Here is a 20,063-nt window from a genome sequence, read left to right as displayed (position 1 = left end):
TCCCATGCCGCCGATCCCCGCCGCCGCGTCGCCGGAGCAGCCTGACCACCCGAAAATCACTTCACCAGGCTTGCTGACGAAATGTCCAGGCTAGGGTGTCCTCGCCCAGGACGATGTCGCGGTAGGTGTCTTGGAAGGATTGGACGCCCCGGGCATCGGCGGCGAATTCCCCGGCGCTGCCCAGGGTGTTGAGCCCGGCCCGGATCCGGGGGCCGCTTTCGAGTTCGAGTTCGGCCAGCGCGTCGCGCAGGGATTCCAGCAGTTCGGGCGCGGCGCCTTCCTGCTCGCCCTTGCGCAGGGCGTATTGCAGGGCCAGGTATTGCTGCGAGACCTCGCCGAAGGCCCGGGCCGCCTGCCGCCGGGGCGATCCCTGGCCCGACAGCAGCCGGGCGGCCAGTTCTTCGAGCCTGGCCTGGGCGTTCGGGTCCTGGGTCTGCTGCAGCATTTCCAGGATTTCCCCGAGCCGCAGCAGTTCCACGGGGCGCTCGGGCCTGAGCTTGCGTTCGGCGTGGTGCTTGTCCTCGGTCTTTTCCGCCATGTGCAGGCTGATTTCCTCGGCCGCGTCGCCCAGCGAGGAGATGTCGCCTTCGAGCAGCACGGCGTGTTCGCCCAGCAGCGTGCCGGTCCGGGACTGCCCGGCGTCGAACCCGGCCTGCTGGCCGGGGGAGTCGAAGCCGGGGGCGGGTCCTCCGGTGTCGATGCGATTCATGGTGGGGCGGGCTCCGAGGGGGATGCTGTGGGCGGGTAGTAACCACCGGAGGCGGAAAGTTCCCTGGCCGCAGGCGAAAGAAGCGTGCACGGCCCGCAATCCTGGGGTTTTCCCTGAGTACGCGCCGCCGGCAGGGAACCGCCGGCGGCCCCTTGGCACTCATGCGGAAGCAGGCGGCCTGGCCGGACGAGGACCGGCGCCGGATTTCGCGGCGGGAACTCCCGGGCGGGTCCGGTTACTCACCAGGCGGCACCCCGCATCCATGCGGATCCCACGACAGGACGGACGATCATGACTTTTCCCGTGACGAACTCAGGCGGCATCAACATCAACGAGATGCTGGCCACCGCCGACATCCAGACCCTCATCCAGATGATTCAGAGCGAACGCGTCCAACTGATGGACCAGCAGCTGGTGGAACAGATCAAGACGGTGCAGGGGCGCAACGACCAGATCGCCAGGTACAACAACGTGCTGAGCGAGCTGAATGCCGCCGCCGCGCGATTCAGCAGCACCAGCCCCACGGCCAAGCTGAGCGATACCGGCGGCTGGAAGACGACCGAACCGCACGTCACCACTGGAGAACCGGTGACCCAGGGCACCAATGTGCGCGACAGCATCGGCATGGCGCTGGGCGCGGCGGGCCTGGACAGCAAGGAACTGCTGAAGGCGACCTTCCAGGCCACCGAGAAGGGGGGTTCCGGCTCGATCGACAGCGTCACCAAGGGCCAGATCGATGCGGCGATCGCCAAGATCAAGGGCTTGATCGACGCCGAGAGCAACACCCAGCAGACGGACATGCTGCGCCTGCAGTCCCTCGGCAACAAGCGGAACGAGTCGGTCGAAGTCCTGACCAGCACGCAGAAGAAGCACTCCGACGCGAATTCCAACATCATCCGCAACTTCTGACTTTGAACACGCAAGGGGATTGAAGCCATGGACAAGAAGACTCCCGAGGAAGTCATGCGCGAGGCCGAGGCGCTGATCCGGCGGACCGAGCGGGACCTGGCGGCGACCGCCGAGATCTTCCAGGACCTCGGGCTGGACGTGCGCAAGCTGCAGGAGTCCATGGGGCCCAAGGAGCGCGCCGAGGCCGAGGCCCTGTTCCGCAAGGACATGGAAGACGTCGAGCGCGAAGTGGCCGAGGAGCTCGCGCGCCGGAGTTTCGCCCAGGCCGCGCCCCGGACGGGCGGCGCGCGCAAGATGCGCAACATGATCTGAGGACCGCCCGCCGCGGCGCCAAGCACACATCGAAGGAATGCCCATGAATGCGCAAACGGAACCCCCCATCACCGAGCAGGAAGCCGCCGGCATCGCCGAGAGCCTGCTCGGGCTCTGGAAGGCGGGCGGCACGCTGGCCCAGGCGATGGGCCTGTCCGCCCAGGAATGCGAGGCCATGTACGCCTACGGCCATGCGCTCTATGCGCAAGGCAAGTATGACGATGCCTTCAAGGTCTTCGCCCGGCTGGTGGCCTACGATCACATGGATTCGCGCTATCAGCTGGCCCTGGCCTGCGCCCTGCAGATGACCGGGCGCCACGAGGAAGCGCTGCAGCACTACATGATCGTGACGGTGATGCGCCTGGACGACCCGGTGCCGGTCTTCCATTGCGCCGAATGCCTGCTCGCGCTGGGCAGGCCCGCCGAGGCGGCCGAATCGCTGGTGCTGGTGATCGACACCCTGTGCAAGGCCGGCGAGCACGATGCGATCAGGGCGCGGGCCGAGGCGCTGCTGGGGGCCCTGCGCGCGAAAGCCCCCGTCCAGTGACGATTCCGCATGGAACGACTTCGCCCTTCGCGTCCACATAGCTTGCATGGACGCCGATCGGGGCGCGATACGAGAACCGCGACAGCATTCCGGAGCACATCATGACGCTTTCCCTGCAATCCACCTTGCCGCCCGGCTGCCTCCCGCCCGGCATCGATCTCCAGTCGCTCGATCCCGCCACCCGGGGCATGGTCGAGACCACCGGCATCACGCTGGAAGCCGCGATCCGGCTGATCGACGTCAAGCTCGACGGAACCGATGCCGGCCGCGTCGCGGCCCTGGTGCAGTCGCTGCTGCCCGAGCCTTCGGGCAGCCGCAGCGTGGAGATTCCCTTTCGCACGCTCGATCCGGAAACGGCGGCCATCGACATCTACACGGTGATGGCGGTGTTCCAGAAATTCGCCCAGGAAATGCGCAACCAGGCGCGCGAGGCCCGCAACGCCGCCCTGGAGGCCGATATCGCCAGCCTGAAGAACGCCGCCCAGGAAATCCGCAACGCCGCGCAGGAACGCATGCAGCAGGCCTTCGTCCAGGGGGCGTTCCAGCTGGCGGGCGGCTTCACGTCGGCCGGCCTCGGCGTGATGGGCGGCTTGCTGGGCGTTGCGAGCATGGGCGCCGGCGTTTCGGAAGTGGCAGGCAAGCAGCTCGGCGCCTGGTCCAAGACCTTCGGCGATTCGGCGCAGGGCGCGGGCGGCATGCTCGGCAGCGGCGGCACCGTGGGCGCCGCCGCCTTCGAGCAGCGGGCCGCGGAGCACGATGCGCAGAAGGCCCGGTACGACGCCGATGCCCGCGTGCACGAGCAGTCCATGCAGCAGGCCAACGAGATCATGCAGCACATGATGGACGTGATCCGCGACATCCGCGACAAAATCAGCGCCATCGATCAGGCACGCAGCGAGACCAACCGCAGCATCGCGCGCAACGTCTGACCGGCGCACCCACCACAGGCAGGAATGAACATGAGTACGACGATCGCAAACGGACCGGGCTATACGCCCCCGATGGGCGGCGAGCCGCTGGGCCAGATCAGCGGTTCCGGCGGCACGGCCGGCGCCGCGGGGACCGGCCAGGTCGAATTGGGCAAGCTCTACGACGAGATCCTGAGCTTCGCCAGGCAGCAGGCGGTGGCCGGCCAGCCGGGCGACGGCGATCCGCTGACCGACAGGAACGGCGCGCCGCGCATCGACGCGCCGAATCAGGCCTTCAGCGCCAGCGACATGGTGGACCTGCTGCGCAGCCTGCGCAGCAAGACGCAGGACGAGCAGCTCAAGACCGCGCAGCGCAGCCTGGAGTCCGCGCGCATCAAGGCCGAAAAAAATACCGAGAACCAGCTCAAGAAGATCGACGAGTGGATCGGCAAGGCCAAGCAGGCCCAGAACAAGGGCCTGGTGGGCAAGATCTTCGGCTGGATCGGCAAGGCCTTCGCCTTCGTGGCCGCGATCGTGACCGTGGCGGTCGCCGCCGCCGCCACGGTGGCCACGGCCGGAGGCGCCGCCCCCATGCTGGCCATGGCGGTCGTAGGCGCGATCAGCGCCACCACGACCCTGGCCAGCGCCATTTCGCAGGAATGCGGCGGGCCCGAGATCAGTTTCAACAGTCTGATCCGGCACACGGTCGGGCGCTTCCTCACCGACGTGTGCGGCGTGGACGCCAAGAAAGCGGACAGCATCTGCAAGATCGTGGGCGGGGCGCTGGCGCTCTCCAGCCCGCTGATGCTGGCCATCGATCCTTCGCTGATGGGCAACATGGCCCAGGGCATCGCGCTGCTGGCCGGCGCCGACGAAAAGACCGCCGGCTACATCGGCATGGCCCTGACGGTCGTGGCCTCCATCGGCGTGGGCATCGCCATGGTGGCGATCTCGGGCGGCACGTCCATGGCCTCGACGGCGACCCAGGTCGGCTCCAACGTGATGCTCGCCACCCTGAAGGTCCTCGGCACCGTCGTGACCGGGACTTCCGCCGCCGTATCGGGCGGGACCCAGGTCGCGCAGGGCGGCCTGGCCATCTCCAAGGGCCTGACGGAGGAAAAGGCCCAGCATGCGATCGCCGACAAGAAGGCGCTCGAGGCGATGATGATCAAGCTGCAGAAGCAGATGGAAGAAGGCCAGGAGGACATGAAGAAGATCCTCCAGCAGATCGAGGAAGGCGCCCAGGTCGTCAGCAGGATGCTCGCCGGCGCGGCCGACAGCATGCAGCAGGTCGCCATGAACATGGGCGGCCGGTCGACGGTCTGACCGGCGCGCCGCCCCCAGGAGGAAAATCGCATGTCCCAGCCCGCCACCGAGTCCCGCAGCCGCTTCGGCCAGCAGCTCTACGACGAACTGCAGGCGCTGCCGTCCGGCGCCCGCCTGAGCGCCGAGCAGCTCGAAGTCGTCTACGCCCTGGCCTATGCCCACGTCATCCAGGGCCAGTACGCCCAGGCGCTGCCGATCTTCTCGATCCTGGCCATCTACGGCCCCACGCGGCGGCACTACCTCGCCGGCCTGGCCCTGTGCCTGGAGCAGTGCGAACGCTACGAGGAAGCCATCCGCATGTATTCGCTGCTGATCACGCTGTTCCCCGGCAGCATGGAACCCGCCCTGCAGATCGCCGAATGCCTGCTCATGCTGGGCCGCACCGCCGAGGCGGCCGAGGAGCTGGACCGCGTGCTGCGCGGCATCGCCGAGTCCGGCGGCCGCTACGATGCGCTGCGGCCGCGCGCCCAGCTGCTGCGCGACCTGGCGGGGCGCGGGACCGCCTGATGCCGGCGGACCGAACACCACCTTCCGGCGCGTCCGCGACCGGATCCCAAGCCGTCTCTCCGGAGACGGCTTTTGTGCTTGAGGCCGGCGACGCCCGCTTCCTCACCGAGATCGGCATGCTCGCCGCCGGCCGGGGGGACGTGACGCATGCGGATACAATTTTCAACGCGCTGCGCCGCCTGCGGCCGGACCGCGCCTACCCCCTGGTGGGGCTGGCCGTCGCCCGCCTGAACAGCGGCCGGGCGGCCGAGGCCGCCCGCCTGCTGCAAGACGCCGATCTCGCCGATCCGCAGGAGCGCGCCGTGGCGCGGGCCTGGTGCGGCCTGGCGCTGCAACTGGCCGGGCGCGGCGCCGAAAGCCGCCGGGCCCTGGCCGAAGCCGCCGCGCTGCCGGGCGACGGCGGCGTGCTGGCCCGGCAGATGCTGGGGCTGGCCGTGGACATGCCGAACGACGATGCCTGATCGAGGAGCTTGACTGATGGAAATCACTGCCCTGACCGCCGCCCTGGGCGCCCAGGCCCTGCCTGCGGCCGACCCCGTGGTGCGCACCGAGCCCGCCCGCCTGGCGACCGAGCGCTTCAGCGCCCTGATGGCCGCCCCCGAGGCGCCCGCGGCCGGCGGGGTGGCGGCCGCGCTGCAGGCAGCGTTCGCGGCGCCGCCGGAGGCGCCGCCCACGCTGGGCGGCGAGATCCTCGCGGGGCTGCGCGGCGTGGCGACCGACTTCTCCGGCAAGTGGCGGGACATCGCCCGCGGCCTGGACGGCCTGGGGGCGCAACCCGCGATCAGCGACATGCTGCGCCTGCAGACGGAGCTGCTGCAGGTCTCGGTGCAGTACGAACTGGTGGGCAAGGCGGTGTCGCGCTCCACCCAGAACATCGACACCCTGGTCAGGATGTCCTGATGGCCTTTCCACACTCGATTTTCCTGCGGCGTTTCCGCGCCCGCGCGCTGCGGCTGGCGCTGGCCGCGCTGGTCCTCTCGGCCCTGGCGGCCTGCGGCTCCAGCGTCACGCTGTATGCCTCCGCCAGCGAGGGCGAAGCCAACGAGCTGCTGTCGGTGCTGCTGGACGCCGGCATCCAGGCCGAGAAGGTCGCCGGCAAGGACGGCGTGGCCGTCTCGGTGGACGGCGCCCAGGTGGCCCGCGCCCTGGACATCCTGCGCAGCCAGGGCCTGCCGCGCGAACGCTTCGACGGCATGGGCCGGATCTTCCGCAAGGAAGGCCTGGTGTCCTCGCCCCTCGAAGAGCGCGCCCGGTACGTTTACGCCCTGTCCCAGGAGCTGACCAACACCCTGTCGCAGATGGACGGCGTGCTGGCGGCGCGCGTGCACGTGGTGCTGCCCGAGCGCGGCGAGATCGGCGAGGCCGCCACCCCCTCGACGGCGGCCGTGTTCATCAAGCACCGGGTCGGCTATTCCTTCGACGCGCTCGGGCCGCAGATCCGTCAGCTGGTCACCCACGCCATCCCCGGCCTGACCGAGGACCGGGTCTCCATCACCCTGGTGTCCGCCCAGCCCGGCACGGGCGCGGAGCGCCCGGCGCCCGCCCTGGCTTCGGTCCTGGGATTCCAGGTCACCCAGGCTTCGGCCGGCGGCCTGGGGCTGCTGCTGGGCGGGCTGGTCTTGCTGGCCCTGGCCCTGGCCGGCGGGCTGGGCTATCTGCTGTGGCGCGGCGGCTGGCCGCCCCTGGGCGCCGCGGTCCGCGAGCGCCGGGAGCCGGCGGTCCGCCGGCCGGCGGGCGAGGGCTCCGAATGAGCCCGGTCCTGTCGAACCCGGCCCTGTTCGGCGCGCGGCTGCTGGAATTCAATCTCCTGCCCAGTCTCACGCTCCATCCCAGCCGGCACGCGGCCTTCGGCGCGCCGTCCCGGCCCGTGCCGGCGGCCTGCGCGGCCGCCTGGCACCGGCACTGGTCGGGCGCGATCCTGCGCCGGCTGAACCTGCGGGACCGGCCCGTGGCCGATGCGGCCCGGCCCGAGCTGGCCCTGGCCCTGCTGCCGCCGGACCGGCTGGCCCGGCTGGCGCGCCACGTGGGCGCTGCGCGCTGCGCGCCGCGCCTGCGCCGCATCGTCGCGGGCGGCGAGGTGCGCGAGCTGGCGGCGGCCCTGGGGGCCGAGGTGCTGGATTTCGCCCGGCGCGCGGAAGCCGGGCCCTGGTCCCGGCCCGCGGACCAGGATGACGGCCCGGCCGCGCCGCTGGCGGGCCGGGTGGACCGGATCGGCCGCGCGGCCCTGCGCGCCGTCTTCCGGGCGGCGGGGCCGGAACTCGGCCTGCGCGCCGAACTCAGGCTGGCGGCCGAGCCGGACGGCGACGCGCCGGACGACTGCCCGGCGCCCCTGGAACTGGCCCTGGCCGTTCTCGAACGGATCGAACCGACATGGCATTCCTCGTTTCCCGCGACGCGCTGAACCCGCGCACCCTGACGGCCGCCCCGGAGCCGGGCGCCCGCGTGCTGCGCGCGGCCGACCATGCCGCGCTGGTCCAGGCCGAGGACCTGCTGGCGCAGGCGCGCGCCCAGGCCGACGCCATCCTCGCGGGCGCACAGGAAGCCTTCGAGGCCGAGCGCCGGCGCGGCTACGAGGACGGCCGCCAGGAAGCCCTGCTGGACCAGGCCGAAAAGATGATCGAGACCGTCAGCCGCACGGTCGATTATTTCGCGGGCGTGGAAAACGAAATGGTCGATCTGGTCATGGCGGCCGTGCGCAAGGTCGTCGACGGCTTCGACGACCGCGAGAAGGTCATGGTCGTGGTGCGCAACGCGCTGGCCGTGGTGCGCAACCAGAAGCAGATGACCCTGCGCCTGCATCCGGACGACGTCGAGGTGGTGCGCGCGCGCATCAACGACATCCTGGCCGCCTACCCGGGCGTCGGCTACCTGGACCTGCTGCCCGACGCCCGGCTGGCGCGCGGCGCCTGCATCCTCGAAAGCGAGATCGGCATGGTCGAGGCCAGCCTGGAAGGGCAGATCGAGGCCGTGCGCCGCGCGTTCCAGCGCACGCTGGGCAGCCGGGTGTAGGGGCGGGGGCGGGATCATGCGTCAGTTCGACTACATCACCGAAATGATGGAGATGGCGCTGCACGACACGCCGACCCTGCGCATCAAGGGCCGGGTGACGCAGGTCATCGGCACCATCATCAAGGCCGTCGTGCCCACGGTGAAGATCGGCGAGGTCTGCATCCTGCGCAATCCGGGCGAGGATTTCGAGATGAAGGGCGAGGTCGTGGGCTTCGCCCGGGACGCCGCCCTGCTGACGCCGCTGGGCGACATGTACGGCATTTCCTCGGCCACCGAGGTCATCCCCACCGGCCGGGCGCACATGGTGCCCGTGGGGCCGGGGCTGCTGGGGCGGGTGCTCGACGGCCTGGGCCGGCCGCTGGACGAGGCCGAGCGCGGCCCGCTGGAGGCGAGCAAGTTCTATCCGGTCTTCGCCGAGGCGCCCGACCCGCTCAAGCGCCGCATCATCGACAAGCCGCTGGAGCTGGGGGTGCGGGCGCTGGATGGCGTGCTCACTTGCGGCGAGGGCCAGCGCATGGGCATCTTCGCCGCGGCCGGCGGCGGCAAGTCCACGCTGATGGGCATGCTGGTCAAGGGCGCCGACGTGGACGTGACCGTGGTGGCGCTGATCGGCGAGCGCGGCCGGGAAGTGCGCGAATTCCTGGAGCACGAGCTGGGTGCGGAAGGCCGGCGCAAGAGCGTCATCGTCTGCGCCACCAGCGACAAGTCCTCGATGGAGCGCGCCAAGGCCTCCTACGTCGCCACGGCCATCGCGGAATACTTCCGCGACCAGGGCAAGCGGGTGCTGTTCCTCATGGACTCGGTCACGCGCTTCGCGCGCGCGCAGCGCGAGATCGGCCTGGCGGCCGGCGAGCCGCCGACGCGCCGGGGCTATCCGCCGTCGGTGTTCGCCACCCTGCCCAAGCTGATGGAGCGGGTCGGCATGAACCAGCACGGCTCCATCACCGCCCTCTACACCGTGCTGGTCGAAGGCGACGACATGACCGAGCCCATCGCCGACGAGACGCGCTCCATCCTGGACGGCCACATCGTGCTGTCGCGCAAGCTGGGCGCGGCCAACCACTATCCGGCCATCGACGTGCTGGCCTCGGCCAGCCGGGTCATGAACGCCGTGGTCACCGACGAGCACCGGCGGCTGGCGGGCCGCATCCGCGAGCTGATGGCCAAGTACCACGAGGTCGAGCTGCTGGTGAAGATCGGCGAGTACAAGCGCGGCGGGGACGCGGTCACGGACGAGGCCATCGACAAGATCGACGCCATCAACCGCTTTCTGCGGCAGAAGACCGACGAGCACTCGACCCTGCCCGAGGCGCTGGAAGCCATGGCCGCCATCGTCGGCGAGGCGCGCGCATGAACGTGTTCGGCGAACTGCTGGCCATCAAGCGCTTCCGCGAGGGACAGGCGGAGCTGGCCGTGGCGCGGCAGCGCCAGGCGCTGGCCGACGCCGAGCGGCAGCAGGCCCGGGCGCGGGAGCAGCTCGACGAGTACCGCGCCTGGTCGCGGCAAAGGGAACTGGACATGTACCGGGAGCTGTGCGGCCGCCTGGTGCGGGTGCGCGACATCGAGGACGTGATGCAGGGCGTGGCCGACCTGCGCCAGGGCGAGCGCGACCGCGAAACCCGCGCCGAGCAGGCCGCCGAGCAGGCGCGCCACGAGGCCGAGGCGCTGGCCGGGCGCCGCCAGGCGCACCGCGAGGCCTCGCGCCTGGTCGAGAAATTCGTCCAGCTGGCCAGCCTGCACGCGGCCGACGAACTGCGCGAGCTGGAACGCAGGGAAGACCTGGAAATGGAAGAGGCCGCGTCCGTGTCGCGCGACCGCGACGACTGGCAGCAGCATGAAGAATACGAGCCCGCATGAGCATGACTGAGCGCCGCATCGAACTGGACATCGGCCTGGGTGGGGGCATGCCGGACCTGGGGCAGCCGGGCGCCGGCGGCCCGCGCCGCGAGGCCTCCGACGCGGACCGCCGCGCCTTCGAGCAGGCCCTGGCGCGGGACGGCGGCGGAGCGTCCGGGGAAGCCGCCGATGCGTCTGCCGATTCACCGGCCGATGCGCCGGCGCAGACGCCGCGTCCCTTCGCGCTGTTCGCGGGGCCGGGGCCGGCGGCGCCCGCCCCGGCCCCGGCGCCGGCCGCCGCGCCGGCCGGGCTGGCGCAGGCCTTGAGCGAGGCCGCCGACCGCATGCTGGTGGGCGACGGCGGGGCCGGCCGGCGCGAGGTGCGCCTGGACCTGAAGGCCGAGGTCCTGCCGGGCGTGACGCTGTCCGTCTACGAGGAAGAGGGCCGCCTGATGGCCGCGTTCGCCTGCGCCAGCGAGGCCTCGCGCGAGACCCTGAACCGCTGCGCGCGGGCCCTGGCCGAGGAGCTCGCCCGATCGCTGGCGCGCCCGGTGCGGGTGCGGGTGAGCACCGACGATCCCGAAGACCCCTGCCTGCTGGAAGCGGACGCGGACGCATGAGCGGGGCTGTGACATGGATGCGATGAAGTGGATGCGATGAATTTCCCCACCCCCGGGACCGCCGTCCTGCCGCGCCTGAGCGCCGGCCAGGCCGAGGCGCTGACGCTGGTCGCGGCCCACGGCGCCGACCTGCGGGTGGAGCTGCCCGCGCTCGACGGCGCCGAGGCTGGCCCGGGCGCCTGGCGCCTGAGCCTGACGGCCGGCGTGCCGCCGGCCCTGCGGCAGGCGGCGTCCCACCGGGCCGACCTGGAATGGGCCGGCGCCGCCTTGCGGCTGAGCCTGGCGCCGGGCGCTCTGACGGCCTGGACCGACGCCCGGCTGCCCGACCTGGGGCCGGGCGAACTGCCCGAGCCGCTGCGGGCGGCCGCGCTGGAAACCCTGCTGGCCGAAGCCGTGGCCGCGCTCTCGCCGGTCTCTCCGGGCGGGCCGCTGCTCGTGCTGGCCGAGCCCCGCGATGCGGCGCTGCCCCATGCCTGGACCCTGGCCGCCCGCGCCGAGGCCCGCGGCGAAACCGCGCTGGCGGTGCTGGAGGCCGACGACCTGGGGCTGATGCTGCTCGCCGGCCTGCTGAGCCGGGTGCCGCCGGCCGCCGCGGGCGCGATCGACGAAGCGGCCCTGCCGGTGCGCCTGCGCGCCGAGATCGGCCGGGCCGCCCTGCCGGCCGCCGAGCTGCGCGCCCTGGACGGCGGCGACGTCATCCTGCTGGACGAATACCTGGTCGGCCCCGAGGGCGAGCTCTGGCTGGGGATTCCCCAGGGCCAGGGGCTGCGCGTGCGCGCCGACCGTTCCTCTTATCTCGTGACCCAAGGCTGGACCTCCCTCATGACTCAGACCGTACCCCCCGACGCAGACGCCCCGGCCGCCGGGCCGCTGGATCTCGACGCCATCCCGGTGCGGCTGAGCTTCGACCTGGGCGACCGCGCCATGACCCTGGCCGAACTGCGCCAGCTGCAGCCAGGCGCGGTGTTCGACCTGCAGCGGCCGCTGTCCGGCGGCCCGGTCATGATCCGCGCCAACGGCGCGCTGGTCGGCACCGGCGAACTGGTCGAGATCGACGGCCGCATCGGCGTGCGCGTCGGCACTTTGGGCAAGGGGCGGCATGAGCGGTAATTTCGATCCCGTCAGCCTGGCGATCGCGCTGGCGCTGCTGGCGCTGCTGCCCCTGGCCGCCGTGATGACCACCTCCTTCCTGAAGCTGGCCGTGGTGTTCGCGCTGGTGCGCAACGCCCTGGGCGTGCAGCAGGTGCCGCCCAACATGGCGCTCTACGGCCTGGCCGTGATCCTGTCGGCCTACGTCATGGGGCCCGTCGTGATGCAGGTCGGCCATGAGCTGCGCGCGGCGGGCACGTCCGCCAGCCAGCCGGCCGGCGCGCCGCGCGCCGATCCGGTCGGGGCCATGCTGGATGCCGTGGCGCGCGGCACCGAGCCGCTGCGCGCCTTCATGCTGAAGAACAGCCGGCCCGAGCAGCGGGATTTCTTCGTGCGCACCGCCCGCCACCTGTGGGGCGAGGAGCAGGCGCGCGACCTGCGCCAGGACGACCTGATCGTGCTGATCCCGGCCTTCCTGGTGTCCGAGCTCACGGCGGCGTTCCAGATCGGCTTCCTGCTCTACCTGCCGTTCGTCGTCATCGACCTGATCGTGTCCAACATCCTGCTGGCGATGGGCATGATGATGGTGTCGCCGGTGACGATCTCCATGCCGCTGAAGCTCTTCCTGTTCGTCATGATCGACGGCTGGACGCGGCTGATCCAGGGCCTGGTCCTGTCCTATTCCTGAGGCGCGCATGGGCACCGTCGATATCGTTTCCTACATGACCCAGGCGCTCTACCTGACCCTGTGGCTGTCGCTGCCGCCGATCGCCGTGGCGGCCATCGTGGGCACGCTGTTCTCGCTGTTCCAGGCGCTCACGCAGATCCAGGAACAGACCCTGTCCTTCGCGGTCAAGCTGATCGCCGTGTTCGCCACCCTGCTGCTCACGGCGCGCTGGCTCAGCGGCGAGCTCTACAACTACGCCGTCTCGGTGTTCGAGCTGTTCCACAAGATACGCTGAGGACGGACGAGACATGTTCAACAGTGCGGCCACCGCGGAAATCCACGTGTTCCTGGGCTCCTGGGCGCTGACGCAGCCCCGGCTGCTGGCCCTGTGCGGCATGCTGCCCCTGTTCAACCGGCAACTGCTGCCCGGCCTGCTGCGCTACGCCCTCTGCGCCGCCCTGGGCCTGGTGCTGGTGCCCATGGTGATGCCGCGCTACGCCGGGCTGGACCTGGGCGCGGCGGGCCTGCTGCTCCTGGTCGCCAAGGAAGTCTTCGTCGGCCTGGTGCTGGGCTTCATGGTGGCGCTGCCCTTCTGGATCTTCGAGGCGGTGGGCTTCATCGTGGACAACCAGCGCGGGGCCAGCCTGGGCGCGGTCATCAATCCGGCCACGGGCAACGATTCCTCGCCCCTGGGCATTCTCTTCAACCAGGCGTTCCTGGTGTTCTTCCTGGTCGGCGGCGGCTTCACGCTGATGCTGACGCTGCTGTACGACAGCTTCCGGCTGTGGGACCTGTGGTCCTGGTCGCCGGCGCTGCGCGCCGACAGCATCCCGCTGATGCTCGACCAGCTCAGCCGCTTCATGCGCCTGGTGCTGCTGTTCGCCGCGCCGGCCGTCGTGGCGATGTTCCTGGCCGAGCTGGGCCTGGCCCTGGTCAGCCGCTTCGCGCCGCAGCTGCAGGTGTTCTTCCTCGCCATGCCCATCAAGAGCGCCCTGGCGCTGCTGGTGCTGGTGCTGTACATGGACACCCTGTTCGGCTATGCCGGCGAGACGGTGCGGGGCATTCCCGGCATCCTGCCCTTCCTCGACGGACAATGGAGGCATCCATGAGCGGCGAGAAGACCGAACCGCCCAGCGCCAAGCGGCTGCGCGAGGCGCGCCAGAAGGGCGACGTCGCGCACAGCAAGGACTTCACCCAGACCCTGCTCATCCTGGCCCTGTTCGGCTACATGCTGGGCAACGCCTCGAACCTGATCGAATCGCTCGGGCGCATCCTGCTGGTGCCGGCGGCCCTGGCGGGCATGCCCTTCGAGATCGCGCTCAAGACCGCGCTGGAGGCCGTCCTGCGCGAAGCCCTGGCGCTGCTGCTGCCCTTCGTGCTGATCGTGCTGGGCATCGGCCTGTTCGGCGAGTTCCTGCAGGTGGGCATCGTGCTGGCCTTCAAGAAGCTCATCCCCTCGGGGCAGAAGCTCAATCCGCTCAGCAACCTGAAGAACATCTTCTCCAAGAAGAACCTGGTCGAGTTCCTCAAGTCGGCGCTCAAGATCGTCTTTCTCTCGGTGCTGGTCACGCTGGTGGTGCGCGATGCGCTGCCGCAGCTCATGTCAGTGCCGCACAGCGGCCTGGCCGGCCTGCAGACCGGGGTGGGCGGCATGCTGCGCACGCTGCTCGCCCACGTGGCGGTCGCCTACGTCGTCATTTCCCTGGCCGATTTCGTCTGGCAGCGCATGCAGCACCGCAAGCAGCTCATGATGAGCAAGGCGGAGGTCAAGCAGGAATACAAGGAAATGGAAGGCGACCCCCACATCAAGGGCAAGCGCAAGCACCTGCACCAGGAAATGGCGATGCAGGGCGCCGTCCAGAGCGCGCGCAAGGCCACGGTGGTGGTGACCAATCCGACGCACCTGGCGATCGCGCTGTATTACGACCAGGACGAGACGCCGCTGCCCGTGGTGCTCGCCAAGGGCGAGGGCGCCCTGGCGCTGGACATGATGCGCGCCGCGCGCGAGGCGGGCGTGCCCGTCATGCAGAACATCCCCCTGGCGCGGGCGCTGATGGCCGACGCCCAGCCGGATCAGTACATCCCGAGCGAACTCATAGAACCCGTCGCCGAAGTGCTGCGCCTGGTGCGCAAGCTGGCGGCGGAATCACCGGAGTAGAACGATGAACGTCCCTTCCCATCCCCTGATCGCGGACTATGCCGCCCGCCACGGCATGGCCGACGGCGTGCGCGCCGACGGCCGCCTCACGGTCCTGATCGACGACAAATACCGCGTGCACCTGCGGGGCGCGCGCAATGGCTGGCTGGCGATCAGCGCGCGGCTGCGCACCCTGCCGCCGGCGGGCCTGGCACGCGACCGGTTCTTCGACGAGATCGGCCGGCAGGCCGCCGGCATGCTCAGCCGCTACCCCTCGGCCTGCGTGGTCGATCCGGACGAGGACGCCCTGTGGCTGCAGCAGATGGTGCGGCCCGATACGGAGGCCGCCGGGGTGGACGAGGCCGTGGGCCGGTTCGCCAACGCCCTGTCGTTCTGGACGGGCACGGCCCGGCGGGCGGCATGAGACATCCCGTGAAATCGAGGGCGGCGCGGCATGCGGCACGGAGAGGATGCGCCTTGTTGAACCGGTGGCTGCCGGCCTGCGCGCTGGCCCTGTGCCTGGCGGGCACGCCCGTGCGGGCCGCGCCCAACTGGCCGATGGCCGCCTACAGCTACTACGCCGAGAACGAGAGCCTGCAGAGTGTGCTGCGGCAGTTCGCGGGCGGCTTCAGCCTGGCCCTGGACCTGGCGCCCGGCGTGACGGGCACGGTCAACGGCAAGTTCAACACGGCCACGCCCACCGAGTTCATGGACCGCCTGGGCGGGGTGTACGGCTTCAACTGGTTCGTCTATTCGGGCACCCTGTTCGTCAGCCCCGCCAGCGCCATGGTGACGCGCTCGATCAGCGCCATGGGCAGTTCGATCACGGCGCTGCGCGACGCCCTGCTGGAGCTGGGCGTGCTCGATGCGCGCTTCGGCTGGGGCGAGCTGGCCGACCAGGGGATCGCCCTGGTCTCGGGGCCGCCCGCCTACGTCAAGCTGGTGCAGAAGATGGTGGCCGCGCTGCCCCTGGGGGCGGGCGGGCAGCAGGTGGCGGTGTTCCGCCTCAAGCACGCCTCGGTCAACGACCGCACCGTCAGCTACCGCACGCAGAGCGTGGTCACGCCCGGCCTGGCGACGGTGCTGCGCAACCTCATCCTGGGCTCGGGATCGGGCGCCAACAACGAGACGCTGGCGGCGGTGGCCGCCCCGCTGCGCGACAATCCGCCCGTCTTCGCCGGCCCCGCCGGGGAGGCCGGCGGCGCATCGGGCGCGGAGGCGCCGGCGACGGGCGGCGCGGCCGGTGCGGCGGCGCCGGAGTCCAGGCGGCGCTCCGCCGGCCAGGGGCTGCGGTTCCGCGAGCCCACGGTGCAGGCCGATCCCCGCCTGAACGCCATCATCGTGCAGGACATCCCCGACCGCATCCCCATCTACCGCCAGCTCATCGAACAGCTCGACGTGCCCAGCACCCTGATCGAAATCGAGGCGATGATCGTCGACGTCAATTCCGACAACGTCAGCGAACTGGGCGTGACCTGGGGCGCGAAGGCCGGCAACGCGACCTTCGGCTACAGCGATTTCGGCCTCAGCCCCAGCAACGGGCTGCCGGTGGACAGCGCGGCCACCGCCCTGGCGCCGGGCACCCTGGGGCTGTCCGTCAGCAACGTGCTGGCGGCCCGCCTGCACGCGCTGGAGACGAAGGGAGCGGCCAACATCCTGTCGCAGCCCTCCATCCTGACGGCCGACAACATGGGCGCCCTGATCGACCTGTCGGACACCTTCTACATCCAGACCACGGGCGAGCGCGTGGCCACCGTCACGCCGGTCACGGTGGGCACCTCGCTGCGCGTGACGCCGCGCTACATCGAGGGCGGCGCCGACCGGCGCCGGGTCGAGCTCACGGTGGACATCGAGGACGGCCGCATCCAGGACGAGCGCAAGATCGGCGCGCTGCCGACGGTGCGCAAGAGCAGCATCAGCACCCTGGCCATCGTGGGCGACGGGCAGACCCTGCTGGTCGGCGGCTACAACAGCAGCCAGGACAGCCAGCAGGTCGACAAGGTCCCCGGCCTGGGCGACATTCCCGTGCTGGGCGCGCTGTTCTCCAGCAAGAGCAAGACCATGCAGCGCCGCGAGCGGCTGTTCCTGCTGCGTCCGCGCGTGGTGTCGATCCAGGGCAATCCCGTGGCGCCGCCGCGCCTGCAGTCGGGCGACACCGGCCCGGCCCTGAGCGCCACCTGGCCGGACGACGGCAAGCCCATGAGCGCGGGCGAATACCTCGACCTGATCCGGGGGCAGCAGACGCGGGTGCGCTTCGATGCCGTGCGCGAGGCCGTGGTGACCGGCCCCGTGCGGGTCGGGCCGTCCTACGTCGAGTCCCGGGCGCTGGGCGATGCCGACGTGCCGCGCGGCGGCGCCGCCGCGGTGGCGGGCGGGCCCGCCGTGCACGTCGAGCTGCGTCCCGTCGAGCCCTGAAGCGGGCCGCGCGGACGGCTCTCCAGGGAACGTCCGGTCTCGCGGCGTTACTGAAGCGGCAGTAGGGCGCGGCGGCCGTGCCGCGCCCGCAGACCGCGAGGACATCCATGGACGCATCCAGCCTGATTTCACTGTTCGGCCAGGAGGCCGGCACCCCCCTGGCACTGAACGAGGCCGGAACGGCCTCCCTGGCCTTCGAGTCGGGGCCGGTGCTGCATCTGGAGCATGACCCGCAGCTCGATGCGCTGCATTGCTACGTGGTGCTGGGGCGGGCGCCGGCCGATCCCGCGCGCCGCCACGCCGTGTACCAGCAGATGCTGGCCGCCAATGCCTTCGGCCGCGACACCGACGGCGCGGCGCTGGGCCTGGACGAAGTCACGGGGGAACTGCTGCTGTCGCGCCGGCTGGAGCTTGCGCGCGCCGATACGGCCTGGCTGCGCGCGACCGTCGAATCCATGGCGGCGGTGGCGGCCGACTGGCAGCGGCGCCTGGACGGGAGCGTCCAGGATGCCGCGCCGGACCTTGGCGGCGCCCCCGCCTCGGCCAGCGTCCTGCCGCCCGATTTCGGCCTGCGCGTCTGAGCCGCGCTCGTTCCCAAGGAGACCCCATGCCAGCCATCCAGAACCTCGCCCGATCCGCCGTCCAGGACCCGCAGCGGCAACTGCTCGATGACGGCCCTCTGGGCCGGGTCGGCAATCTGCGCTTCAAGGCGGAGCCGGGCGCCACGCCGCGCGCACCCGGCCCGAATTTCTCGCAGCGTGTCGGTCAGCTGCTGTCGAAAATCGCGTTTCACGTCAGCGCCAGTCCCGAACTGCGGGCCCAGCAGCGCGTGCTGGACCAGACGCGCGACAACAGCCGCCGCATCGGCAATCTGCTGGGCCATCTGACGGCGCCGTCCGGCGATCCGAAGGCCCGGTCCCGCATCGCCGCGGACCTGGCCCGGCTGGGCGCGCTGTCGGGCGGGGACCTGTCCAGGCTGCCCGGCGGCAAGGAATCCCTGAACACCTATCTGCGCGAACTGAGCGTGATGGACCTGAGCGCCCTGCGCGGCGGCGTGCTGGGCACCGCCAAGGACCGCGAGGCGGTGATCGGCCAGATGGCTCCGCCCCGGCTGCGCGAGCAGGCGGCCCAGGTGCTGGACCAGATCGACGGCGCCATGAAGGCGGAACTGGCTGGCCGCGTGTTGCAGGAACCCCTGGCGCAGATCCGCTCCCTGCTCGCCGCCAGCCCGCTTGACGGCCAGGCCCTGGATGAACCGCTCGTCCGCCTGTCGTCCCACCTGTCCATGCTGGGCCACGACACGCTCGATGTCCATCTGCAGTCCTGGTCCAACAACGACCTGAGGAGTCTGCAAGGGGGGCTGCATGCCGGCCCGGCCGGCCTGAGCCGGCAGGGCGCGGCCACGGTGGACCACCTGAGCAAGGCGCTGGACAAGGAAATCCAGGCGCGAGTCGATCGCAAGTGGCCCGCGTTGATTCCCGATCTGGCGGCCGCCATCGGACAGGGCGACCGCGTCGCCATCGGCAAGGCGCTGCTCCACTTGAGCTGGGGCGTCGATCAGATGAATTGCGGCTTCGGCGCTCCGCCGGCGGCGACCGCGCGCGCCGTGCGCGAACAGGTCGCTCTGGCCATGGACGCGCTGCGCGACCCGGGATCCAATCCCGCGGGGCCGCTGACGCGGGGTTCGCTCGCGCGCCTGGACGACGTCACCCTGGGCCGGCTGCGCCTCTGCGGCGAGTTGTCGGCGTTCGGCCTGCGGCTGGACCGCGAGGATGCCCGCGCCGAGGGTCTGGCGCGCGTCCAGGCGCTCAGTCAGCAGGTGGCCGAGAGCGTGGGCGACGTCCTGATGACCCTGGCGGCGGACTCGCCGGACGTGCAGGTGCTGGTGCAGCAACTGCGCGATCTGGCCGAACTGGAATTTCGGTACGAGCAGCATCTGACCCGGCTGGGCCATTACGGCGGCAGGGCCGGCGCGGACGACCTCGGCAGAACGGCCCGGCAGACCGTCCGGCAGGCGCTCGACTCCCTGGGCGACATCCGGGACGAGATCGGCCAGCGGGCGGGCCGGCATCTGAGACTGCTGAGGGGCTTGGAAGAAGGGTTCGGCAACGCGTTTGCCGGTCTGGGCGCGGTTCTGGCAGAGCTGCGCGATTGCCCGTCCGGGGCGATGGCCGCGTTCAAGCGGCTCAGCTTGACCCAGCAACTGCTGGGCAGCATCCGCCATGGTTTGCAGGAGACACTCGCCCGCCAGGCCGGGTCGACCGGGGATTTCGACCACATCGAGCCCATCATGCCTCCGGATTCGTTCTACACCATGGTGACCGAGCAATATGGCGTCCGTTACGATCCGGCCGCCCACCGGACGATGCCGGTGCTGACCGACGCCATGGGGGCCAGCATGGCGCCGCACGTGGAAGAGCCCGTCGATCCCGGCCTGCACCCCACGTATATGGTCACCCTGCCGGTACATGGCACCCACATGACATTCCCCGTCGGTAAAGCCTTCTTCCATGACAGCGTCGAACGGGTCACCTTTTCGCTGTCGGTCCGGGGCTCCGATGCGAGCGGCGCTCCGGTGCGCACCACATGGCCCCGCACCGTGGCCGCGGACCAGCATGCCGCTCACATGGGCGAAGCCGTGGATGCGCTGTTCGCGGTCGCCGGCCCCGCCGCGGAGCCTCTGACGCGCCTGATGAACCAGCAACTGGGAGGAGGCATCCTGAACGGCGTGCTTAGCATGGGCAAGGACGGGCCGTTCAGGCTGGAAGACGGCACCACCGTCTTGCCGGGCGCCCACGGTGGTTCCTTCCATTGCGACCTCGAGAAGGAGGAGGATGGCAGCTTCCGCGTCGTGGCGACGATGAAGTTGCCGCTCGATACCGTCCCTGCGCTCGACAGGGACGGTAACACCGTGCTGGTATCGATGGACCGTTCGGCCAGTTGGGCGCTGGCGCAGGTGACGCTGGATGTCTCGTCCGACGGTTTGCGCTTCCGCATGTCCGAGCCGCCCCAGTTCCGCCACCACTTCGAGCGGACGCCCCCAAAGGACGTCTGACGGCGGCGTGCCCCGGT

The 20,063-nt window shown here is 70.9% G+C and carries 24 protein-coding genes; 23 read left to right on the top strand and 1 reads right to left on the bottom strand.

Features of this window, described 5'->3' with window-relative positions; genetic code table 11:
• Positions 1-61: 61 nt before the first annotated feature.
• A complete protein-coding gene (locus HNR28_RS15000) occupies positions 62-709 on the bottom strand; it encodes an HrpJ domain-containing protein (protein ID WP_151025434.1) in 648 nt (215 codons plus the stop codon).
• Between the two features lie 291 nt (positions 710-1,000).
• Here HNR28_RS15000 and HNR28_RS14995 point away from each other — a divergent pair, with 291 nt between their 5' ends.
• From HNR28_RS14995 to HNR28_RS14885, 23 genes are all read left to right on the top strand, one after another.
• A complete protein-coding gene (locus HNR28_RS14995; RefSeq protein WP_170288529.1) occupies positions 1,001-1,618 on the top strand; it encodes a hypothetical protein in 618 nt (205 codons plus the stop codon).
• Positions 1,619-1,645: 27 nt separating this feature from the next.
• Entirely contained in the window at positions 1,646-1,930 is a 285-nt protein-coding gene (gene btc22, locus HNR28_RS14990; RefSeq protein ID WP_151025432.1) for a Btc22 family type III secretion system chaperone, read from the top strand.
• Positions 1,931-1,973: 43 nt separating this feature from the next.
• Positions 1,974-2,477 carry a SycD/LcrH family type III secretion system chaperone gene (locus HNR28_RS14985; RefSeq protein ID WP_170288528.1) on the top strand — a complete coding sequence of 168 codons (504 nt, stop codon included), beginning with the start codon at positions 1,974-1,976 and terminating at the stop codon, positions 2,475-2,477.
• A 101-nt stretch (positions 2,478-2,578) separates the two neighbouring features.
• On the top strand, positions 2,579-3,406 hold the full coding sequence (sctB, locus tag HNR28_RS14980; protein ID WP_151025430.1) for a type III secretion system translocon subunit SctB: 828 nt from the start codon (positions 2,579-2,581) through the stop codon (positions 3,404-3,406).
• A 30-nt stretch (positions 3,407-3,436) separates the two neighbouring features.
• Positions 3,437-4,711 (top strand): type III secretion system translocon subunit SctE, encoded by a 1,275-nt coding sequence (gene sctE, locus HNR28_RS14975; protein ID WP_170288527.1) that lies wholly within the window; start codon positions 3,437-3,439, stop codon positions 4,709-4,711.
• A gap of 30 nt (positions 4,712-4,741) precedes the next feature.
• Positions 4,742-5,218 (top strand): SycD/LcrH family type III secretion system chaperone, encoded by a 477-nt coding sequence (locus HNR28_RS14970; RefSeq protein ID WP_151025428.1) that lies wholly within the window; start codon positions 4,742-4,744, stop codon positions 5,216-5,218.
• A 74-nt stretch (positions 5,219-5,292) separates the two neighbouring features.
• A complete protein-coding gene (locus HNR28_RS14965; RefSeq protein ID WP_249043919.1) occupies positions 5,293-5,679 on the top strand; it encodes a tetratricopeptide repeat protein in 387 nt (128 codons plus the stop codon).
• Positions 5,680-5,695: 16 nt separating this feature from the next.
• Positions 5,696-6,118: a type III secretion system inner rod subunit SctI gene (gene sctI, locus HNR28_RS14960; protein WP_151025427.1), complete on the top strand. Its 423-nt coding sequence runs from the start codon at positions 5,696-5,698 to the stop codon at positions 6,116-6,118.
• Complete coding sequence (sctJ, locus tag HNR28_RS14955; RefSeq protein WP_151025426.1) at positions 6,118-6,969, top strand: type III secretion system inner membrane ring lipoprotein SctJ; 852 nt, start codon at positions 6,118-6,120, stop codon at positions 6,967-6,969. The genes sctI and sctJ overlap by 1 nt, the downstream gene beginning before the upstream one ends.
• Positions 6,966-7,619 carry a SctK family type III secretion system sorting platform protein gene (locus tag HNR28_RS14950; protein ID WP_184143011.1) on the top strand — a complete coding sequence of 218 codons (654 nt, stop codon included), beginning with the start codon at positions 6,966-6,968 and terminating at the stop codon, positions 7,617-7,619. The genes sctJ and HNR28_RS14950 overlap by 4 nt, the downstream gene beginning before the upstream one ends.
• On the top strand, positions 7,589-8,227 hold the full coding sequence (locus HNR28_RS14945; RefSeq protein WP_151025626.1) for an HrpE/YscL family type III secretion apparatus protein: 639 nt from the start codon (positions 7,589-7,591) through the stop codon (positions 8,225-8,227). The genes HNR28_RS14950 and HNR28_RS14945 overlap by 31 nt, the downstream gene beginning before the upstream one ends.
• 16 nt (positions 8,228-8,243) lie before the next feature.
• Positions 8,244-9,581, top strand: a complete 1,338-nt coding sequence (gene sctN, locus HNR28_RS14940) for a type III secretion system ATPase SctN (RefSeq protein ID WP_151025625.1) — start codon at positions 8,244-8,246, stop codon at positions 9,579-9,581.
• Positions 9,578-10,084, top strand: a complete 507-nt coding sequence (locus HNR28_RS14935) for a type III secretion protein (RefSeq protein ID WP_151025624.1) — start codon at positions 9,578-9,580, stop codon at positions 10,082-10,084. Before sctN ends, HNR28_RS14935 begins: the two co-directional genes overlap by 4 nt.
• The gene (locus tag HNR28_RS14930; protein WP_184143008.1) at positions 10,081-10,683 is read left to right on the top strand and encodes a type III secretion HpaP family protein; all 603 of its coding nucleotides are present in this window, start codon (positions 10,081-10,083) and stop codon (positions 10,681-10,683) included. Before HNR28_RS14935 ends, HNR28_RS14930 begins: the two co-directional genes overlap by 4 nt.
• A 36-nt stretch (positions 10,684-10,719) precedes the next feature.
• Complete coding sequence (gene sctQ / locus HNR28_RS14925) at positions 10,720-11,793, top strand: type III secretion system cytoplasmic ring protein SctQ (RefSeq protein WP_244978321.1); 1,074 nt, start codon at positions 10,720-10,722, stop codon at positions 11,791-11,793.
• Positions 11,783-12,460, top strand: coding sequence for a type III secretion system export apparatus subunit SctR (sctR, locus tag HNR28_RS14920; RefSeq protein ID WP_151024731.1), 678 nt, complete (start codon positions 11,783-11,785; stop codon positions 12,458-12,460). Before sctQ ends, sctR begins: the two co-directional genes overlap by 11 nt.
• Positions 12,461-12,467: 7 nt before the next feature.
• Positions 12,468-12,734 (top strand): type III secretion system export apparatus subunit SctS, encoded by a 267-nt coding sequence (gene sctS / locus HNR28_RS14915; RefSeq protein ID WP_151024730.1) that lies wholly within the window; start codon positions 12,468-12,470, stop codon positions 12,732-12,734.
• 13 nt (positions 12,735-12,747) lie between these two features.
• Positions 12,748-13,548: a type III secretion system export apparatus subunit SctT gene (gene sctT, locus HNR28_RS14910; RefSeq protein WP_151024729.1), complete on the top strand. Its 801-nt coding sequence runs from the start codon at positions 12,748-12,750 to the stop codon at positions 13,546-13,548.
• Positions 13,545-14,597 (top strand): type III secretion system export apparatus subunit SctU, encoded by a 1,053-nt coding sequence (gene sctU, locus HNR28_RS14905; protein ID WP_170288466.1) that lies wholly within the window; start codon positions 13,545-13,547, stop codon positions 14,595-14,597. Before sctT ends, sctU begins: the two co-directional genes overlap by 4 nt.
• Positions 14,598-14,601: 4 nt before the next feature.
• Positions 14,602-15,000, top strand: a complete 399-nt coding sequence (locus HNR28_RS14900; protein WP_151024727.1) for a CesT family type III secretion system chaperone — start codon at positions 14,602-14,604, stop codon at positions 14,998-15,000.
• Between the two features lie 56 nt (positions 15,001-15,056).
• Positions 15,057-16,991, top strand: a complete 1,935-nt coding sequence (gene sctC, locus HNR28_RS14895) for a type III secretion system outer membrane ring subunit SctC (RefSeq protein WP_322789574.1) — start codon at positions 15,057-15,059, stop codon at positions 16,989-16,991.
• Positions 16,992-17,098: 107 nt separating this feature from the next.
• Entirely contained in the window at positions 17,099-17,572 is a 474-nt protein-coding gene (locus HNR28_RS14890; RefSeq protein WP_151024725.1) for a type III secretion system chaperone, read from the top strand.
• A 26-nt stretch (positions 17,573-17,598) separates the two neighbouring features.
• Positions 17,599-20,046 (top strand): hypothetical protein, encoded by a 2,448-nt coding sequence (locus HNR28_RS14885; RefSeq protein ID WP_151024724.1) that lies wholly within the window; start codon positions 17,599-17,601, stop codon positions 20,044-20,046.
• The last annotated feature ends 17 nt before the right edge of the window (positions 20,047-20,063 follow it).

Source organism: Castellaniella defragrans (assembly GCF_014203015.1).
GTDB lineage: Bacteria > Pseudomonadota > Gammaproteobacteria > Burkholderiales > Burkholderiaceae_B > Castellaniella > Castellaniella defragrans.
Note: the sequence above shows the minus strand (reverse complement) of the source record. Positions and strands in the feature narration are given on the sequence as shown.

Coding starts and splice junctions, on each gene's coding strand:
- sctS (WP_151024730.1), top strand. CDS start 12,468: ATGGGCACCGTCGATATCGTTTCCTACATGACCCAGGCGCTCTACCTG.
- HNR28_RS14900 (WP_151024727.1), top strand. CDS start 14,602: ATGAACGTCCCTTCCCATCCCCTGATCGCGGACTATGCCGCCCGCCAC.
- HNR28_RS14935 (WP_151025624.1), top strand. CDS start 9,578: ATGAACGTGTTCGGCGAACTGCTGGCCATCAAGCGCTTCCGCGAGGGA.
- HNR28_RS14885 (WP_151024724.1), top strand. CDS start 17,599: ATGCCAGCCATCCAGAACCTCGCCCGATCCGCCGTCCAGGACCCGCAG.
- sctU (WP_170288466.1), top strand. CDS start 13,545: ATGAGCGGCGAGAAGACCGAACCGCCCAGCGCCAAGCGGCTGCGCGAG.
- HNR28_RS14945 (WP_151025626.1), top strand. CDS start 7,589: ATGGCATTCCTCGTTTCCCGCGACGCGCTGAACCCGCGCACCCTGACG.
- HNR28_RS14985 (WP_170288528.1), top strand. CDS start 1,974: ATGAATGCGCAAACGGAACCCCCCATCACCGAGCAGGAAGCCGCCGGC.
- HNR28_RS14930 (WP_184143008.1), top strand. CDS start 10,081: ATGAGCATGACTGAGCGCCGCATCGAACTGGACATCGGCCTGGGTGGG.
- sctR (WP_151024731.1), top strand. CDS start 11,783: ATGAGCGGTAATTTCGATCCCGTCAGCCTGGCGATCGCGCTGGCGCTG.
- HNR28_RS15000 (WP_151025434.1), bottom strand. CDS start 709: ATGAATCGCATCGACACCGGAGGACCCGCCCCCGGCTTCGACTCCCCC.
- sctJ (WP_151025426.1), top strand. CDS start 6,118: ATGGCCTTTCCACACTCGATTTTCCTGCGGCGTTTCCGCGCCCGCGCG.
- HNR28_RS14950 (WP_184143011.1), top strand. CDS start 6,966: ATGAGCCCGGTCCTGTCGAACCCGGCCCTGTTCGGCGCGCGGCTGCTG.
- HNR28_RS14995 (WP_170288529.1), top strand. CDS start 1,001: ATGACTTTTCCCGTGACGAACTCAGGCGGCATCAACATCAACGAGATG.
- sctT (WP_151024729.1), top strand. CDS start 12,748: ATGTTCAACAGTGCGGCCACCGCGGAAATCCACGTGTTCCTGGGCTCC.
- sctB (WP_151025430.1), top strand. CDS start 2,579: ATGACGCTTTCCCTGCAATCCACCTTGCCGCCCGGCTGCCTCCCGCCC.
- sctN (WP_151025625.1), top strand. CDS start 8,244: ATGCGTCAGTTCGACTACATCACCGAAATGATGGAGATGGCGCTGCAC.
- sctQ (WP_244978321.1), top strand. CDS start 10,720: ATGAATTTCCCCACCCCCGGGACCGCCGTCCTGCCGCGCCTGAGCGCC.
- sctE (WP_170288527.1), top strand. CDS start 3,437: ATGAGTACGACGATCGCAAACGGACCGGGCTATACGCCCCCGATGGGC.
- HNR28_RS14890 (WP_151024725.1), top strand. CDS start 17,099: ATGGACGCATCCAGCCTGATTTCACTGTTCGGCCAGGAGGCCGGCACC.
- btc22 (WP_151025432.1), top strand. CDS start 1,646: ATGGACAAGAAGACTCCCGAGGAAGTCATGCGCGAGGCCGAGGCGCTG.
- HNR28_RS14970 (WP_151025428.1), top strand. CDS start 4,742: ATGTCCCAGCCCGCCACCGAGTCCCGCAGCCGCTTCGGCCAGCAGCTC.
- sctI (WP_151025427.1), top strand. CDS start 5,696: ATGGAAATCACTGCCCTGACCGCCGCCCTGGGCGCCCAGGCCCTGCCT.